Raw genomic sequence first — 17,603 nt, 5'->3', positions numbered from 1 at the left:
TCCGGGCTTTGGGCCCGGAGGACTGAGTCAATCACCCCGGCGCAGCGCCGGGGTCTGGCGCTTAGTTGCTGGCGGTTTTCACCGGGTGATCGGGCTTTTTGTCATTACCGGCAATCCACGGGCTCCACGGCTGGGCGCGTACCGGTTCTTCGGTCTGCCAGACCACGTTAAACTGGCCGTTGCTTTCGATTTCGCCGATCATCACCGGTTTATGCAGATGGTGGTTGGTGGCATCCATGGTCAGGGTAAAGCCTGACGGCGCCTTAAAGGTTTGCCCGGCCATCGCTTCGCGCACTTTGTCCACGTCGGTGGTGCCCGCTTTGGTCACCGCCTGCGCCCACATGTGCAGGCCAACCCAGGTCGCTTCCATCGGATCATTGGTTACGACGGTATCGGCGTTCGGCAGCTTATGGGCTTTGGCGTAAGCGCGATAGTCGGCAACAAACTGTTTGTTGGTTGGGTTATCGACGGACTCGAAGTAGTTCCACGCCGCGAGGTTGCCCACCAGCGGTTTAGTATCAATCCCGCGTAGCTCCTCCTCGCCCACGGAGAAGGCCACAACCGGCACGTCCGTCGCTTTCAGGCCCTGATTAGCCAGCTCTTTATAGAACGGGACGTTGGAATCGCCGTTGATGGTAGAAACCACCGCCGTTTTACCGCCGGCGGAGAACTTCTTGATATTGGCGACGATCGTCTGGTAGTCGCTATAGCCGAACGGGGTATACACCTCTTCGATGTCTTTATCCTGGATGCCTTTGGCGTGCAGGAAAGCGCGGAGAATTTTGTTGGTGGTGCGCGGATAGACGTAGTCGGTACCCAGCAGGAAGAAGCGTTTCGCCCCGCCGCCGTCTTCGCTCAGCAGGTATTCCACCGCCGGAATCGCCTGCTGGTTTGGCGCCGCGCCGGTGTAGAAGACGTTCGGCGACATCTCTTCGCCTTCGTACTGTACCGGATAGAAGAGCAGACCGTTCAGCTCTTCGAATACCGGCAGAACCGATTTACGCGATACGGAGGTCCAGCAGCCGAACACCGCCGCCACCTTATCCTGGGTCAGCAACTGCCGCGCTTTTTCGGCGAATAGCGGCCAGTTTGACGCAGGGTCCACCACGACAGGTTCCAGTTTTTTACCCAGCACGCCGCCTTTGGCATTGATGTCATCGATAGCCATCAGGGCAACATCTTTCAGCGGGGTTTCAGAAATCGCCATCGTCCCGGAAAGCGAGTGCATAATGCCGACTTTAATGGTGTCGGCGGCATAAACCTGCAGGGAGAAGCCCATGCTGATAACAGAGGCGGAGAGAGCAAAAGCTTTTAATATTGTACGACGCTGCATGTGTGTCACTCCTGAATAGCGCAAAAACAAAAAATGAATTAACGACTAACCGGAAGTGATAAGGCAAAAACGATGCCAGGTTGCGAAATTGCCTGAAAGCGCGGCGGAATACGGGAGAAATAAAGGGGGATGCGCCGCGTTGCCTTAAAATAGTGCAACGCTGCGCTATGAAGATATTACCAGACCTGTGCGGCGATGCCGGTGACCAGGCGGACTTTATCCCACTGCTGGGCTTCGGTCAGAGAGTTACCCTCTTCGGTGGAAGCAAAACCGCACTGCGGACTGAGGCAAATTTGCGCCAGCGGGACGTACTGCGCCGCTTCCCGCAGACGAGCCTTCACGCCTTCCGGGTTTTCCAGCTCGCCGTTTTTAGTGGTGATCAGCCCCAGTACCACCTGCTGATGGCCGGGACGAATATAGCGCAGCGGGGCGAAGTCGCCGGAGCGGTCGTTATCATATTCGAGGAAAAACGCGTCGATGTTAACGCCGCCAAACAGCACCTCGGCTACCGGCTCGTAGCCGCCCTCGGCGATCCAGGTCGAGCGGAAGTTACCGCGACACACGTGCAGGCCAACGGTCAGGTCCTCCGGCTTCCCTTCCAGGGCCTTATTCAGAACGTGGGCATAGATGCGCGCCAGTTCATCCGGATCTTCGCCGCGATCGCGAACCTGCTGTCGCTGCTCATCGGAGCAGAGGTAGGCCCAGACGGTGTCATCAAGCTGTAAATAGCGGCAGCCCGCATCGTAGAAGGCGCGAATGGCGTCGCGCCAGGTGGTTGCCAGATCATCGAAATAGTCGGCGAGGTCCGGATATACGGTCGCGTCGATATCTTTGCGTCCGCCGCGGAAGTGCAAAACGCTCGGGCTGGGAATGGTCATTTTCGGCTGCGCGCTGCCGCTGACGCTCTTCAGATAGCGAAAATCTTCCAGCATCGGGTGATCGCCGAAGGCCAGTTTACCGGTGACGCGAACCCCGTGCGCTTTGGTCTGTACCCCGTTGAACTGGATACCTTTTTCTGAATCGTAGCGCTCAACGCCCTGTAAACCGTCAAAAAAATCAAAGTGCCACCACGCGCGGCGAAACTCGCCGTCGGTCACCACGTGCAGCCCGCACTCGCACTGCTGCTGCACCAGATCGCGAATCGCCTCATTTTCTATCTGCCGCAGCTGCTGCGCGTCAATAGCGCCTGCGGCCAGCTGCAGGCGGGCCTGTTTGATGGCGTCAGGACGTAAATAACTGCCGACGATATCTGCGCGGAACGGGGCCTGATGACGTTGCATGGTGTCTCCTTAGCGGCAGGCAAGGTAGTTGCCCGCCGTGATAGTTCATTATTTGAATATTTAGACTTCTGGATGTCTATATGTCCAGATACTGGCATGCAGAGGATTCATCGGCAAACGACAATATTTCATGGCACATGAAATAAATTCATTTTGCGAAAGGCAGCCCTTCATCTTCCCAGCCGGTCAGGCCGCCGAGCATCATTTTTACCGGGCGCCCCAGCAGAGCCAGCTTCATGGCGGCGACGTCCGCCCCGTTGCAGTGCGGCCCGGCGCAGTAGACCACAAACAGCGTGTCATCAGGCCACTGCGCCATTCTGGTTTCATCAATTTGTCGGTGCGGTAAATGCAGGGCGCCCGGGAGATGACGACGGGCAAAGGTTTCCTCACTGCCGACGACGTGCAGCAGAACAAAATCCACTTCTCCTTCGCGCATCGCGCTGTAGACATCGGCGCAGTCGGTCTCGAGGCTTAGCTTATGACGAAACCAGGCGGCGGCGTCAGTAGAACTGGCGGGGGCAATAGCGGTTACAACACTCATGGCATCTTCTCCTTGTCTGTGATACCACTACTTTAATTAACCGCCTGCGCGACATCTGCCGAGAACCATGACTGAAAACGCTGAAATCCTGACAATCCCATCCGTGACGTTGTCACACCACCGGGTTGTTGCCCTCGCCTACGATGGCCTGTGTACCTTTGAATTTGGCGTCGCCGTAGAGATCTTCGGCCTGCCGCGCCCGGAGATGGGCGATCGATGGTATCGCTTTGCCGTGGCCGCCGTCGACGACGGTGAGCTGCGGGCAACTGGCGGAATTCGGCTCATGACCGATGGCGGTATGGCGCTGTTAGGCGAAGCGGACACCATCGTGGTGCCCGGCTGGCGCGGTATTGACTCCCCCGTGCCGCCAGCGCTGTGCGAGGCGCTGGTCGCCGCCCATGCGCGAGGCTGCCGGATAATTTCTATCTGCTCCGGGGTTTTCGTTCTGGCCGCGGCCGGGCTGCTGAACGGCCGCCAGGCGACCACCCACTGGCGCTATACCGACCAGCTGCGGGCGCGGTTTCCGCGTATTGAGGTGATCGATGACGTGCTGTACGTCGGCGCCGAAGGCGTCATGACCTCCGCAGGCAGCGCCGCGGGTATCGATTTATGTTTGCACCTGGTGCGCGAGGACTTCGGCGTCGAAGCGGCGAATCTTGTCGCCCGACGGTTAGTGGTTTCCCCCCATCGCGACGGCGGGCAGGCGCAGCAGATTGTTCGCCCGGTGGCCAAAGCGCGGGAGAGCCAGCGGCTGGGGCAATTATTTGATTTCCTGCACCAGAATCTCGCCGCTGGCCACACCGTGGCCTCGCTGGCGGAAAGAGCCGGCATGGGGCAGCGCACGTTTTTACGCCGTTTCGAAGACGCCACCGGCAAAACCCCCGCCCGCTGGCTGCTTGATGAGCGCCTTCAGCGCGCCACGCAGCACTTAACCCACAGCCGGCTGAGCGTTGAGCAGATTGCCGAGCTTTGCGGTTTCTCACACGCCAGCACCCTGCGCCATCACTTCCGCCAGCAGTTTGCCCTTAGCCCGTTGCAGTACAGGAAAAGCGCGCTGGGTGACAGAAAAAGATAGTATGCATGAGCAAGGACGTAGCCTCACACTTTTACCATTCGGTATTCTCATTTTGGGCTGATAATTGTGCCATTCCCTGTGCACATCGACTTCGCAACCATTATTTCCTCTCCAGTCAGCCAGTTTTTTTTCCATCCTGACTGGCTCATCATGCATCAGAAAATTATATCGCAGCACACTTTCTGCAGCATTAGCGCCACTATTTGCTCCGCCGGATGAGTTCGTTACAGCAGCCCCGTGATTGCTCCAACAATCCTTCCTGCAGACTGAATCTGATTATTCCGCGTCGCTGGTTCAACGAATATTTGACCGAGAGTAATTGCTGCCAGCTCGGCAGCGAGTGCTCCGGCAGCGGCCCCTTTCCCGTCATCACGACCAATTTCAGCACTGATAAGCGGTGCTCCCGTCAGACCTGTCGACACGAGGCTAAGTGGGTCTTTTTCAATGTCGAGCATGTCCCCGGTAACATAAAAAAGACCCGATTTTCCAGGTTTTACTTACCCTGTTTTCGATGGGAAGATCATCATGTTATCCTTCCCATATTAAAGTGCGGGTAGAATGTTAAAATATCTTTACTAAGTCCAATCCTGATAGCCATTTTCATGAATCCAGACAATTCCAGCCGGACAATTTTCACTTAGAAACCAAAATCCCTCAAATGCATCACAATTCATATCATCCTCAGTTTTAGGAAATGCCCTTTCAAAAACCTCAATCTGCTTGTCGATGCTTCCAGGGAGAAACTTCCCGTGGCGAGCAAGTTTGATCTCACCATCTTCCAATAAACGCCAAATGAACCAGATATAAAGCGCTTTTTCTTCTTGATAAGTTAGCTTATAGACGCCATCAACACTATCTGGGTCGATATTTTTCCATAACATAGTCGTAGAAGCCCCTCGCAGTAACTCTTTCCGATCCTGGTATTGTTCTTCGGTTAAATATGTCACTGTACCTCTCCCCTATCTAAATTTCACTTCAAATCTATTCAATGATGTCTTAGAGACAGATTTAATATCAGCATTCCCAATGATTTCAATTGTCCATCTTGCTCCAGTTATCTCTGAGGAAGTTGAAAAATTCCGAATGTTGATTGTTTGATTATCGTTTATCTTTGCATACATCAGCCTCCCTTCAGAAAGAACGCTCTCTTTAAATGGTATTCCACCAGTTAAAGATGTAGCAAAACTAATAATTTCATCCTCAGTCAATTTTTCTGAAGCAAAAACTTTAGTCCTACCCCTTGTGTCACTCCCTCCGGGGCCCAAAACTTGCTGTAAAGATTTCCCAAAAACATTTAATTCAGCGTTTGGATTTTGTTTATTAAAAACACCTACTAATTTGGCAGTGTTATCTCTTTGCAGGCTTTTGACATAATCTGCCGTTTTCGTAGAAAGATTAGCCCCGGAGGCTGTTTCTCCTTTGATAAAGCTGGCAACAGGCTGGGTATTGAACCTTTTAGTTTGGTTAAACTCATCGAAAACGTTCACCAGTTGTCGACCCAGCGTCTTCATGCTGTCTTCGGTTTTACCCAGAATCAATGTGCTGCCAGCCGTTATAGCGCCTGTACCAATGATGGCCTCTGGTGCCACAATGTCTGCCGCATAAATACCCGCCTGATTCAGACAAAGCGCGGGGTTGGTTTTACACCCGGCAATCGCCAGTCGTGCGGCCAGAACCAACTCAGGTGCAGCCCCCACCAGAGTCACCCCTCCCACAGCGAGTACCAGACCACCGCCACCTATGGTTGCCACTATCGAGGCTGCCTCTCGCCGTGCCTGAACACGCTTCGCCGCCGCCGTATCTCCTTTACTCGCTGCCAGAATATCTCGCTGATTATCCAGGGCATACTGCTGCAGCATATGCTCTGTCATGTTGTAGCGATAGACGTTCTGGGCACTGTCCGCACCGCTGTATACACCTTCGGGTGTGTGCGTAATCAGTGCCCCGGTCAATGCGCCAATCACGCGAGCCGTCTGCTCTTTTGCCTCGTTACCATTTAAGGCTTCCTGCAACCGCAGTAACTGACGTTCCCGTTCATTCAGATTAGCCGGCTCAAACAAAGAACTTTGCATGACAACCCCGGCAAGCTCCGCAGCCAGCGCTCCGGCAGCGGCCCCTTTCCCGTCACCACGACCAATTTCAGCGCTGATACCGGCAACCACCGCATGACTCAGCGACTTGCCAGGTATACCCAGAACCTCGCCGTTATCGCCAATCAGCCCGGCCCCTTCGGCATTAATCTGGTTGCCAATATTCGCCAGCAGGGCATTAGTCAGGTTATCCTTAAAACTGCCGCCAATGATGGCGGTGTTCAGGCTTGAGCTGATAACCGACTGCCCGGCCACGCGCTGGACGATTTTTCCCCATCCCTCGTTTTTGACCAGCGCCGGTAACTGGGCCTTGTCGGGCGGAACATCAATATTCATGACCTTATCAAAGCCCGCCAGCGCGCCCCCGATAACCATAGAGGTGGCCAGCGATTTGACCGAACTGCTGCTTCCCAGCGCCGACAGCGTTTTTGACAGATTTCCCTGATTTTCCACCAGTGCCACGGCGGCCTGTGCAGCCAGCGAAGACATCCCGGCTGTAACCGCGCCGGTCGTTACTGCGCCACCACCCACGGTGGAAGTTACTGAAGATGCAACTGTCGCCGCCAGTGAACTGCCTGCGGTGGCCGCAGCTGCTGCGATAGCGATTACTGCCGCCACTGCCGGATTCAGGCTCTGACTTTTATAATTCCAGCTGTCGTAAGCATCCTTAACTGTATTCCACTGAACATCGCTGCGTGTATTCAGTCCCTTCAGCCACTCTGTTCCGGGTAGCGCGCCCAGAGCAGTAATCGCGCCCTGCAAAGCCTGACCATTTTTCGCTTTGATATCGGCACTGATACCGCTGGCCGCGTTAACCGTCAGTTTTCCGCCAGCATAAACTGACGGAAGCACCCATTTTCCTTCACTGTAGCCTTTATTTGCCTGTTTGATATAGAAGCCTTTCGAGGTGCTGACAGTCTGTTCGAAAGTGGTGTTTTTCACGGCCAGGAAATTGACTTTTCCGTTGGTACTGGTCAGCGTGGCGTTCTTTTTTGCCTCGATTTTACTGGCTTCATAGGTACTGTCATCGCGGCTCAGCAGGCTGAGATTGCCTCCCGCAATAAACTCCGTCACCCGGTTGGTAGTGGTGCGTTTCGTTTGTTTGACGGTCGTTTTCTTACCCCACCACTTTCTCTTCGTAGTTTGACGTTCATAATGACTGGACTCTTCCATCGCCTGGGCATAGAGCCAACCACCTTTTGCTGCAACATCCATCGCCCCTTTTGCCAGTAAACGCGATGCCTGAAAAAGAATGCTGCCACCCGAGATAACCGTCAGTGCTCCACCTGAATTCAGCGTGACGCCCGTCTGGCTGACGTTTTCCGTCCAGCTGTTCCCTGACTCACGGTATACCGTCCCCCGGGCGGACTGAAACTGCATATTCCCGCCGGATGTCAGCGTGATGTTACCGTCAGAGTTCAGCGTACTGCCGTCAGCCTGGATACCGCCGTTTGCCGCCAGTGTCAGGCTTTTCGCACCGTGCAGACGGGTCAGTACGTTGAGTTCATCCCTGTTATTGTCATTACTGCTGTCCGTTACGCCATATCCGTATGCGCCCAGCCAGAGAAGTTTCCCTGCCTGCAGCGTCGCGGTTTTCCCGGCGACAATATGAGCACCCTGCACGCCGATATCTGCCGCTGAGCTGATGAGCAGATTACCTCCTGCTTTCACATTGCTGCGTAATTCAGGTATCCGGCTGTCCGGAAAAAACTCACTGTAGAGGTCACTCAGGCTCCGCATGTTCAGGTCAGTATTGGCAGCCGATGAGAGGCTGATATTCCCGCCGGCTTCGAGCCCTGCACCATACAAAGACAGACGCCGGCCGCTCAGGGTGATATCACCCGAAGCACGCAGCGGCTCTCCCGGTAACATCCGGTTAAACAGCTCCTGCTTGCGGGCGTAGGTAAGGACTGCACCAGGTCGCCCGTTCCACAGCATGGCGTCATTTTTATCAAACGTGATATCCCCGTTCGCAACCAGAGAAATATTCTGGCTCAGGACAGGAAAACGCGTATTCCTGAGCAGAATATTGCCACCTGCCGTGACTGATAAATCACGTGAAGCCTCCAGGCTTCCCAGCCAGCGTAGCCCGTCAGAATGGAAAAAGTTGGGCCACTCGCTGGTATGAGAGGTGACATCACCGCCGCGACTGACCAGGGTAATGTTCTGTCCTTTGAGCTCACTCTGCCAGGACTCAACACTTACGCCCGCCAGAACCGAGATATCCTTTCCGGCCGTCATCAGCGCCAGCGCCATTTTTGTGCCACGGTCTGACTGTAAGGTAATATCCCCTGAGGCCTTCATCACATCGGTGGTAACAATGCTTCCGGCGCGCAGCAGGATATTTCTCGCCGTCATCGTATCCGGACGGCCTATCACCTCTGAATATTGGACATTCGTGGCATAAGGTTCAGTACTCTCAATACGTTCAGAAAAATCAGCCACCAGATTACCACCGGCAGAGAGTATTGCGGGGGAGAGCGTTGGATTTTTCCAACTATTGATCTCGCCGGTTTTCTGGAACGTATAAGTTTTATTTTGTTTCCCGGCAATAGTTAACTGATTTTCCGGAACCGCAGGTGACGCAGTATTAGATGGACGATACGCCGTATTATATGAGGACCAGGTATCCCTGGTACCGGTGATGCCACTGATATGATTAAACGTTTTTCCAGTGAGAATCAGATCTTGATTTGCTTTTATAAGACTTTCGTTATTAGTCAGATAAGTGGTATTGAGATAAACATTTCTGCCAGCCTGAATGGAGGCTGCGGACGATGTAGCGGTTCGCCGGTATTCTTTTCTGGCTGTATTGACCAGGTCCGACTGGTTAAAATTAGCAGTACCAAACCATTTGCCGCCTAATGTCGCATCCCAGTAGATCACATCAGCAAGAGTAATATTTCCTGAAGCATGCCTGATAGCACTGATAGTACGGAATTGTGGAAGATTAACAAATGCAGTTGAATTGGGACTGATATCTTTCCATTCGTAAGTCAGAATATCACGAATGTTATCCAGCTTTTCTGAGCGTATTACCAGATCACCCGTATTGGTCTGAATGCGAGCCGACCGGTTCTCCACCAGAGTGGCTTTGTTACCTTGGGCATCCTTCTGTATCCACAGATTTTTATGGCTGTGTAATGACGCACCATTGCCCGTATTGCGCACCGTCGACGCAAATACCCGCATATCTCCGTGAGCAGTGGTGCTGCTCCGGTTGTCCACTGTGGTCGCCGCCAGCGTCATATCACGTTCAGCGCGCACGCTGAACCCGGCTGGCGTGACGATATCCCGCCCGCTGACGTTCAGATCAGTCTGCGCCTTAACATTACTGAGGGTGATTTTTCCGGCCGTCGTCAGGGAAATGTCCCGCTGAGTTGAGATCACATTGCTCAGGTTGACGCCGACCCCGGCTTCAGTGGCGACCAGGCGGATTTTACCGGCATACATGCCACCAAGCGCCTTTGTATCGACGGCAAGCTGAGGCTTTGCCCCCTCACCGGCAATGGGTTTTACCGTACCATCCTTAAAGCTGACCCGGTTCGCTCCCTGAGTCAGGGTGAGGGTTTTCGCGTTAATTTTGCCGTTCAGTTCAGTGGCCCGGCTGATGACGTCAACATATTCAGCACCGGCCCCATCCAGGCCGTTACCGCCGATAATCACCGCACCTTTTTTGACTTCAAGGGCATCGAGCGCCCCTTGTTTATCAAACTGCGGTTTGCCCGTCGTCAGAGTGACTGACGGGGTATTGATGAAACCACATCCATCACAGGTGATGCCATTGGGATTAGCAATCATCACGCCGGCTTTATTGCCGAAGACCTCCAGCCTGCCTTTCAGTTCAGAACGGTTGCCGCTGGTCACCTCGTTAATAATCAGTTCGGCCGGTTTACCTTTGAGTCTGGCATTGCCGTTGTCGATGGTGACGCCGAGCTGTGTTTTCCCGCCCTGCGTGGCGTTATTTAGCACCGCGCCCGGCGTTCCCACGTTAAAATCCTGGTAGGTGTTGTGCGATATACCGGCCGCGTTGGGCGTGGCGATGTTCACCACCGGGACATTACCGGGTTTCATCACGACCTGAGTGTTGCCATTCGCGGCAGTGATACCCGCGGCAATGGCGGGATGCAGAGGCTGAACGGCGGTGAGGTATATCAGCAGCCAGCTGGCCCCACGGGCCAGCGGATGTGCGAGTTTATCCATGTCAGAACATCCTGTATCAAGGAGCCGTCATAGCCCCTGCTGTGTGCCGGCAGTTAAAGTGAAACGGTGGCCCGCCAGTAAACCACGTGTTTATCCGGAGTGAGTCTGTCGGGGTACGACAGCGGCAGCCCCAGCGTCAGGGACTGGCTAAGCCTGCGACCAGCCAGCTCCAGTCCGACGGAAGCGCCTGTTAGCGTACCGCCGTCGCTTATCCCTTCCTGGCGCATGACATGCCCGGTATCCAGTGCACCCGTTGCTGAGAATGCCCCCACGCCCGGCACCGTCATCCATTGCCATGTCAGTTCATTGCGCCAGTAGCCGCCGCGGTTGCCGCTGAGATATTGCTCTTTAAACCCCCTGACCGAATACTGTCCTCCGACGGACAGTTGCTCACTGGCATAAAGTCTGTCAGGCGTGGTCTGCCCCCAGGCTGAGGTCAGCCAGTACACAGAGGATGTCATGGGGTAAAACCAGCTTGCGCTAACGCTGAAGCGCCGGAATTCGCTGCGGGGCAGGCCGGGATGCGCCGGGTCATCCCGCGTCGCGCCGGCGAACGGGACGCCGTGAGAAAGGGACGGGCCCAGCGTGAGGTAACCACCACCGATACTCCGGCTGTAGCTCAGTCCGGCAGTCACGCTGCTGAGCGTCGGGCTGCTGACGTCAAGACGTACGCTGCCCAGCCGGTTTTCGGTTTCCCGGCGGGATAAGGCGACATCCAGCGCCAGACGTTGCTTACCGTCACGCAGTAGTGTCCGGCTGGCGGCCAGCCGCTGTGATTGCACGGTGCCTTCATAGCGCCAGTGCTGCGGGGCTCCACCAACAGAAAGCGTCTGATAAAAATCAGACCACGCATATTGCGCGCTGAACAGCCAGTACCCGTAAGGAACCGAAACGCCGGCCTGAATATTACGGCTGCGTCTGTCATGGTGAAACTCACTGTCCCTGCCTGCGGCCAGCGTCCACTGGTCAGCCAGTCTCATCACATTGTCTGCCGTCAGGCGGGCATTCAGCTGTCCGCTACCGGTACTTTTCTGCCCGCTGTTATCTGCGCCCACATCAAGACTGACGGGAAAATGCTGGCTGACCGGTACCAGCGTTACCCGGGAAAAACCTTCCCGGCTCTCCGGCAAAATATCCACGGTCAGTGGACGTGAGTTCAGACGGTTAAGCTGCTCCAGACCCTGTTCAGTATCCCGGAGATTGAGTACCCGGCCCTCCGCCCCGGGAAAAGCCATCCTGATGGCATTTTCCTCATGACCACCCAGCGTAACGGCTTCCACCTTCCCTTCTGTGACGGCAATGACCAGCGTTCCTCCGGAAATATCCTGTTCCGGTAGCCAGGCGCGTGAAGTGATGAATCCCCGGGAAAGATAGTCCTGGGTGACATCCCGCACCCGCTCCCGGATATCCGGGAGCGTCATACAACCCGATGCCGGGACGGTCGTCAGTTTTCGCACGGCAGAGCGCGGGAGCACTGTGACGTTCTCCAGCCGGATATGCCGGAGCTGAAAACACTGACCAGTCGGCTCTGAAGGGGTTGCTTCCGGGAGAGAGGGCTCGGATGTGGAATGGCGGAGCATGTCGCGCTGCTGTTGCGTCTGTTCCAGCAATGCCTTTTGTTGTTGCTCAATGACATTCTGGTCCACAGGACTCAGGGGCGCTGCCGGGAGGGCTGTTGCAATGAGACTGCCCAGCAGAAGCCCATACCTGGCAGAGGACAGACACGACATCAAAAACTCCGTTTTCTGAAATGTTGTGAAATCAAATGTAATGATTTGCAATTAGATTTCCATTTGATTTTCACATTTATTCGATATTTGCGCCGAAAATTTAGCCTCCATGATTTGAAATTAACCTTCACCTTAAATACAAAGTATTGTTCGATAGATCTTATGCATGCGACAAGCAGCGGATTTTTCACGCTGCCAGGGCATATGGTTGGGTTATCTTTATTTGTTGATAGCGGGTTTGAATGAAAACACGAGATGACAGGATGTATTAACCATCTTTCTCAGAGATCATAGTCACTAGCAGCAGGTAGTAAGGACCATCTGGATTTCATACCCAAATGGTCCTTTCGGTGCCAACGATCGTGTCCGCATCGGCTAATGCCGATCGCAGGCTGGTTCTTGATGAGCTATGTTATGCTTTAAAAACACGGACAAGGAACGGCACATGCACATCAATACCAAAATGAGGCTTGCGGCGCTTTTATACCTTATGGCGGCGTACGCGGTTGCTCTGCCGGGGCTTGCGCTGTTTACAGACCTGATGATAAACGGTGGCATTATTGATATGTGGAAAGGCGCATATTCATTTATGGACCTGCTTGCCCGACGTAAAATACTTTATCTGCAGTTTGCCGGGCTGGGCGCTATTCTGGGTTTTGTCTACTGGCTGTTTTTCTTCCGAAAATACCGCCATCACGATCCCCTCGATAAATATTTTAAGTAGCGCCCGGCACGACGTACTGATTATGCCCGGTCAGCGAATGATGAAATCTGAGCCAGAAGCATCTCGCATACCTTACATACCATTCGCTGGACATCTGTCAGCTGCGTCGAGGCTTCCAGCCCTTTGCCAGGGTTCTATTTAGCCTGCAGCTCCCTGCGGATAATTTCCGCCCCGGCGCTTAGCGCATTGAGCTTGCCGCTCGCCACCGGACGCGATAGCGGCGCCATGCCGCAGTTGGTTGAAGGATAAAGCTTATCGGCATCCACAAACTGCAGCGCTTTACGTAAGGTCGCGGCGACTTCCTCCGGCGTTTCGATCGCATTGGTCGCCACGTCGATGGCTCCAACCATCACTTTTTTACCGCGAATCAGCTCGAGCAGATCCATAGGCACCCGCGAGTTATGGCACTCCAGTGAGATAATATCAATGTTGGATGTTTGTAGCTTAGGGAACGCTTCTTCATATTGGCGCCACTCCGTTCCCAACGTCTTTTTCCAGTCGGTATTGGCCTTGATGCCGTATCCATAGCAAATATGGACCGCGGTTTCGCATTTAAGCCCTTCAATCGCTCTTTCTAATGCCGCGATGCCCCAATCATTGACCTCATCAAAAAACACATTAAAGGCTGGCTCATCAAACTGAATAATGTCGACGCCGGCGGCCTCCAGTTCCCTGGCTTCCTGATTAAGTATCTTCGCAAACTCCCAGGCCAGTTTTTCGCGGCTCTTATAGTGATTGTCATAGAGCGTATCAATCATGGTCATGGGACCCGGCAGAGCCCACTTAATCGGCTGGCTGGTGAGCTGACGTAAAAAACGCGCATCTTCGACAAAAACGGGTTTTTGACGCTCGACGGCGCCCACGACGGTCGGAACGCTCGCATCGTAGCGATTACGGATTTTAACGACTTCGCGTTTTTCAAAATCGACGCCGCTGAGGTGCTCAATAAACGTAGTAACAAAATGCTGACGGGTTTGCTCGCCATCGCTGACGATGTCGATGCCGGCGCGCAGTTGGTCGAATAAGGACAGGCTCAGCGCGTCTTTTTTCCCGGCAATTAACTCTTCATTCTGCAGTTTCCATGGGGACCACAGTTTCTCAGGCTCTGCAAGCCAGGACGGTTTCGGTAAGCTGCCAGCCGTTGAAGTGGGTAATAATTTTGTCATTATCGATAGCCTTATATATGCGATGTCTTAAAGAGCGTAATGAGCAGACCATTGCTGCAGAATATTTTTATACGGTTTAATAAAGTGCTCTTCGGTAAACTTCCCCTGCTCTACCGCCAGCTGGCTGCGCTCTTCACGATCGTAAACAATTTTGGTTAATGAATGGTCCTGATGATGCAGATCGGGCTGATAGCAGAGTCCTGCGGCAGAGTTGGCGTTGTAGATCTCCGGGCGGTATATCTTCTGGAACGTCTCCATCGTGCTGATGGTGCTAATCAGCTCAAGGCTCGTGTAATCGCTCAGCAAATCCCCTGAGAAATAAAAGGCCAAGGGCGCAACGCTGTTTTTCGGCATAAAGTAGCGAACCTTCAGGCCCATTTTGCCAAAATATTGCTCAGTCAACGATGACCCATCTGGCCGGTATTCGAGCCCCAGGACAGGATGTTGATTTCCGGTCTGGTGATAGGTGTCTTTGCTGGAGACGCTAAGGCAAATGACCGGTGATTTTTTGAAATTGGCCTTGTACTGCGCTGAATTGACGAAATGTTTAAATATGTTGCCGTGCAAATCGCCGAATCCTTCAGGAAGGCTAAAACCTGCGCGTCCTTTATTATGGTCTAACAACCATACGCTAAAGTCGTAGTCGCGAACGTACGAAGAGAAATTATTGCCAACGATACCCTCAATACGTTCATCGGTCTTTTTATCAATAATGCTGGTTTGCAATATTTCAATCACCGGAAAGGTATCGCCGGTGGCGTTGAACTTCATTTCGGCTGAAATAATTTCCAGCTCAACCGCGTAGCGATCGCCTTTGGGATTATCCCAATGCGCCAGGTTGTTGAAACGGTTGTTTATCATGGCTAACGTATTGCGCAGATTCTCCCGGCGATTTTCCCCTCTGGCTAAATTAGCAAAGTTGGTTGTAATACGCGTATTTTCTGAGGGGTTATAGTTTTCATCAAAGAGAGTGCGTTTAATAGTAAAGGTAAATTGTTGATTCATCGCAGATGTGCATCCTAAGTTCTGAGATAAAAACTGCAGTCCTTTCTGATGGTTGCAGGCTGGCGCAGGCTTCCATAAGCAGTCTTCATCTTCATATTATCTATATCGAATACAGCATGTTATGCCAGAGCCATTAGATGAGTGAAAGCGAGTTAATTTCATTACAACATGAGCCATATTCATGGTCTGACGTTAGCCCATGCTGTATCTCGTTGGACAGATCCAGCCGCTCTTGCCAACGAGCTTGTCCTGCCGGTTAAACATCCGCACATTTTCCTGTCGCCTGTATGAGTTGATGCTGAAGCAAGAAACATCAGAGGTCGGCCAGGCTAAACACGACCTCAAGCCTGGCGTCTTTCTTTTCAACAACCGCACTCTTCATGCTCCTTTGCGCTCTGTCGGGCGCGATCGTTGGAGGAATATGGAAGTGGGACCGGCGCGTTTTCATGCTTTAGTTTGGTGATGTCCAAAACCTGACTAACGCTACCGATATTTTTTCTGGCATATTTATGTTCTATGGTTAATTCGGATTATCAACAGCGAATATAGCCATCAACAACCCGCTCTAACTTATTGATTTGAGGGATACAATGAATAATGTCATTCTCAGCATAATTGCTAAAATTTCCGCCATGGATGCCGAAAGTAAGCAGCTTGCTGCCCAGGTCGAGGCGCAGTCTTTGCTCATTAGCGCGCTGATGCTCGCTATCGGCAAGGAAGGCGGCGTCGCGGAATTAGTTAGCAGCGTAACGAAAGCGATAAATTCAGTACTGGAATCATCTGAAGACGTTCTGAAGACGGACGCAGAACTGCTTCTGACCAAGTTTCAGGAACAAATAGCGCTCACGCAGTTGATAAGCACCCACGAAGATGAAATCAGTCATGACAGGCTCGATGATTAACAAAGGTCAGTCTGTTATAGATTGGGAATATGCAGGACTTGCGGTTAGTCATGAGCTTACCGGCCATCAGCAACTATTGGCCGGTTCAGCTTCAGAAAATAGGGATACTCCAGGCGGAATACGCTTTGTCTACTCGCCTGCGCTGCTGCTGGAGGCAAACCGCTCGGTACATTAAGGCAAATCAGGCTTCACTTTTTCCCCGGGCCAGCGTATGTCACCGACGCCGTTAACTTTCGGCATGGCAAATAAAAAGCCCTGGAAACGTTTGATACCCGCAGATTCGAGCCAGCACCACTCCTCTATCCGCTCTATGCCTTCAGCAACCACCGCAATCTCAAGTTCACGGCAGCAGTTGATGATCGATCTGACCACCGCTTGTTTAGGGCCGCTCTGATGGATGTCGGTAATAATCTCGCGGTCGATTTTAACTTTATCAGGCTGAATTTTTGTCAACAACGAGAGTCCAGCATAACCGGCGCCAAAGTCATCAATTGCCAGCCCCATACCAGAGACGCGCAGTTTTTTTATCGCGCTGCTGAACTGGCTAAAACCGGAGATCATTTCATCTTCCGTCACCTCCACGATCACCTGTTCGGGTTCAAGACCCTGTTTTTTTATTTCCTGCAACAGGTATTCAATGGCATCAGGAATAACAACCAGAGACATCGGAAGGATATTAATGGATATTTTATGGTCGCCAATATTGATTTCCTTCGCCAGGGCAAAGGCAACTGATTTCGCTTTGAGATCAACTTCATAACGTTGCTCTGGCGGAATCGAGGCAAAGAAATTAGCGGGACTACCGCCGTCTTTATCACGAATAAGCGCTTCAAGCGAAGTGATATTCCCGGCCAATGGTTCGATAATGGGCTGGAAAGCAAACTGACAGCATTGACCGGCAAAAAACGATTCTCGCGGCGCATGAAATGCATGTTTACGCGAATGAAGCGACCATTTGTCAGGCCGTAAAAAGGGTGACGGCGCGGCAGCGCTTTTTTGACTGATAAAAGTATGGATAAATTTATAGACGCGCTCTTCGGTGGAAAGATAACCTTTCAGCTGGCTAAGCTGGCGAACCTTTGTCAGGACGTCAGCGGCTTGCAGTTTATTCAGGTCAAAAAACATCATCCCTACGTTTTCAAAGCGCCGGCGCGGCGCGTAATCACGCATCAGCTCGACAACCTGATAGTGGCGATCGTCTTGCTTTATCGTGCTGAATAGCTGCTCAAGCACGCACTCATCCCCCTCAAGTATCTGAAGGTAAACATTATCTTTTAAAAGAAGTATGCCCGTAATCCCGCGTGCTGCGTTCTCAGTATTTGCTTTTTCAACCAGCAGTATGAGATCGGTTTCTTGTGTTAAATGCATCTGACTTCTGTAAATCAGAGTTGTCAGCATAATCCCATCCAGATGTTTGCCAGGAGAATGGAACTGTGTAACACAGTTTACCCTTTTAACCCAGGCTATCTGTCATAATTAACTGGACCGGCTGTAGCCGACTAAGTTTATCCGATTATTTACGGCAGCAACCGGCAAGGGTCAGCGAAATAATCC

The 17,603-nt window shown here is 52.7% G+C and carries 14 protein-coding genes; 4 read left to right on the top strand and 10 right to left on the bottom strand.

Features of this window, described 5'->3' with window-relative positions:
• Positions 1 to 61: 61 nt before the first annotated feature.
• The 3 genes from urtA to HMPREF1144_RS28505 form a co-directional block, all read right to left on the bottom strand.
• The gene (gene urtA, locus HMPREF1144_RS28515; RefSeq protein WP_009654687.1) at positions 62 to 1,333 is read right to left on the bottom strand and encodes an urea ABC transporter substrate-binding protein; all 1,272 of its coding nucleotides are present in this window, start codon (positions 1,331 to 1,333) and stop codon (positions 62 to 64) included.
• 176 nt (positions 1,334 to 1,509) lie between these two features.
• Positions 1,510 to 2,613 carry a cobalamin-independent methionine synthase II family protein gene (locus HMPREF1144_RS28510; protein WP_009654760.1) on the bottom strand — a complete coding sequence of 368 codons (1,104 nt, stop codon included), beginning with the start codon at positions 2,611 to 2,613 and terminating at the stop codon, positions 1,510 to 1,512.
• Positions 2,614 to 2,761: 148 nt separating this feature from the next.
• Positions 2,762 to 3,154, bottom strand: coding sequence for a rhodanese-like domain-containing protein (locus tag HMPREF1144_RS28505; protein WP_004851202.1), 393 nt, complete (start codon positions 3,152 to 3,154; stop codon positions 2,762 to 2,764).
• Between the two features lie 67 nt (positions 3,155 to 3,221).
• Between HMPREF1144_RS28505 and ftrA the strand changes: the two genes are divergently transcribed.
• The gene (gene ftrA, locus HMPREF1144_RS28500; protein ID WP_009654775.1) at positions 3,222 to 4,229 is read left to right on the top strand and encodes a transcriptional regulator FtrA; all 1,008 of its coding nucleotides are present in this window, start codon (positions 3,222 to 3,224) and stop codon (positions 4,227 to 4,229) included.
• 224 nt (positions 4,230 to 4,453) lie between these two features.
• Here ftrA and HMPREF1144_RS28495 read toward each other — a convergent pair whose 3' ends face one another.
• From HMPREF1144_RS28495 to HMPREF1144_RS28480, 4 genes are all read right to left on the bottom strand, one after another.
• Positions 4,454 to 4,684 carry a hypothetical protein gene (locus HMPREF1144_RS28495; RefSeq protein WP_009654795.1) on the bottom strand — a complete coding sequence of 77 codons (231 nt, stop codon included), beginning with the start codon at positions 4,682 to 4,684 and terminating at the stop codon, positions 4,454 to 4,456.
• Positions 4,685 to 4,804: 120 nt separating this feature from the next.
• A complete protein-coding gene (locus HMPREF1144_RS28490; RefSeq protein WP_009654710.1) occupies positions 4,805 to 5,110 on the bottom strand; it encodes a DUF596 domain-containing protein in 306 nt (101 codons plus the stop codon).
• A 78-nt stretch (positions 5,111 to 5,188) separates the two neighbouring features.
• The gene (locus HMPREF1144_RS28485) at positions 5,189 to 10,522 is read right to left on the bottom strand and encodes a DUF637 domain-containing protein (RefSeq protein ID WP_009654802.1); all 5,334 of its coding nucleotides are present in this window, start codon (positions 10,520 to 10,522) and stop codon (positions 5,189 to 5,191) included.
• 53 nt (positions 10,523 to 10,575) lie between these two features.
• A complete protein-coding gene (locus HMPREF1144_RS28480) occupies positions 10,576 to 12,252 on the bottom strand; it encodes a ShlB/FhaC/HecB family hemolysin secretion/activation protein (RefSeq protein ID WP_042928681.1) in 1,677 nt (558 codons plus the stop codon).
• Between the two features lie 445 nt (positions 12,253 to 12,697).
• Here HMPREF1144_RS28480 and HMPREF1144_RS28475 point away from each other — a divergent pair, with 445 nt between their 5' ends.
• The gene (locus tag HMPREF1144_RS28475; protein WP_009654759.1) at positions 12,698 to 12,976 is read left to right on the top strand and encodes a hypothetical protein; all 279 of its coding nucleotides are present in this window, start codon (positions 12,698 to 12,700) and stop codon (positions 12,974 to 12,976) included.
• 134 nt (positions 12,977 to 13,110) lie between these two features.
• Here the strand turns inward: HMPREF1144_RS28475 and HMPREF1144_RS28470 are convergent, their stop codons facing one another.
• Both HMPREF1144_RS28470 and HMPREF1144_RS28465 read right to left on the bottom strand, forming a co-directional pair.
• Positions 13,111 to 14,142 carry a methionine synthase gene (locus tag HMPREF1144_RS28470; RefSeq protein ID WP_004851211.1) on the bottom strand — a complete coding sequence of 344 codons (1,032 nt, stop codon included), beginning with the start codon at positions 14,140 to 14,142 and terminating at the stop codon, positions 13,111 to 13,113.
• 27 nt (positions 14,143 to 14,169) lie between these two features.
• Complete coding sequence (locus HMPREF1144_RS28465; protein ID WP_009654753.1) at positions 14,170 to 15,147, bottom strand: DUF1852 domain-containing protein; 978 nt, start codon at positions 15,145 to 15,147, stop codon at positions 14,170 to 14,172.
• Between the two features lie 590 nt (positions 15,148 to 15,737).
• Between HMPREF1144_RS28465 and iraP the strand changes: the two genes are divergently transcribed.
• Positions 15,738 to 16,049: an anti-adapter protein IraP gene (gene iraP / locus HMPREF1144_RS28460; RefSeq protein WP_004851215.1), complete on the top strand. Its 312-nt coding sequence runs from the start codon at positions 15,738 to 15,740 to the stop codon at positions 16,047 to 16,049.
• Positions 16,018 to 16,224 (top strand): hypothetical protein, encoded by a 207-nt coding sequence (locus HMPREF1144_RS33165; RefSeq protein WP_128910224.1) that lies wholly within the window; start codon positions 16,018 to 16,020, stop codon positions 16,222 to 16,224. The genes iraP and HMPREF1144_RS33165 overlap by 32 nt, the downstream gene beginning before the upstream one ends.
• Here the strand turns inward: HMPREF1144_RS33165 and HMPREF1144_RS28455 are convergent.
• Positions 16,221 to 17,447 (bottom strand): diguanylate phosphodiesterase, encoded by a 1,227-nt coding sequence (locus HMPREF1144_RS28455; RefSeq protein WP_042928677.1) that lies wholly within the window; start codon positions 17,445 to 17,447, stop codon positions 16,221 to 16,223. The two genes, HMPREF1144_RS33165 and HMPREF1144_RS28455, sit on opposite strands and share 4 nt — an antisense overlap.
• Between the last annotated feature and the right edge of the window lie 156 nt (positions 17,448 to 17,603).

Source organism: Klebsiella sp. OBRC7 (genome assembly GCF_000293135.1).
GTDB lineage: Bacteria > Pseudomonadota > Gammaproteobacteria > Enterobacterales > Enterobacteriaceae > Klebsiella > Klebsiella michiganensis.
Note: the sequence above shows the minus strand (reverse complement) of the source record. Positions and strands in the feature narration are given on the sequence as shown.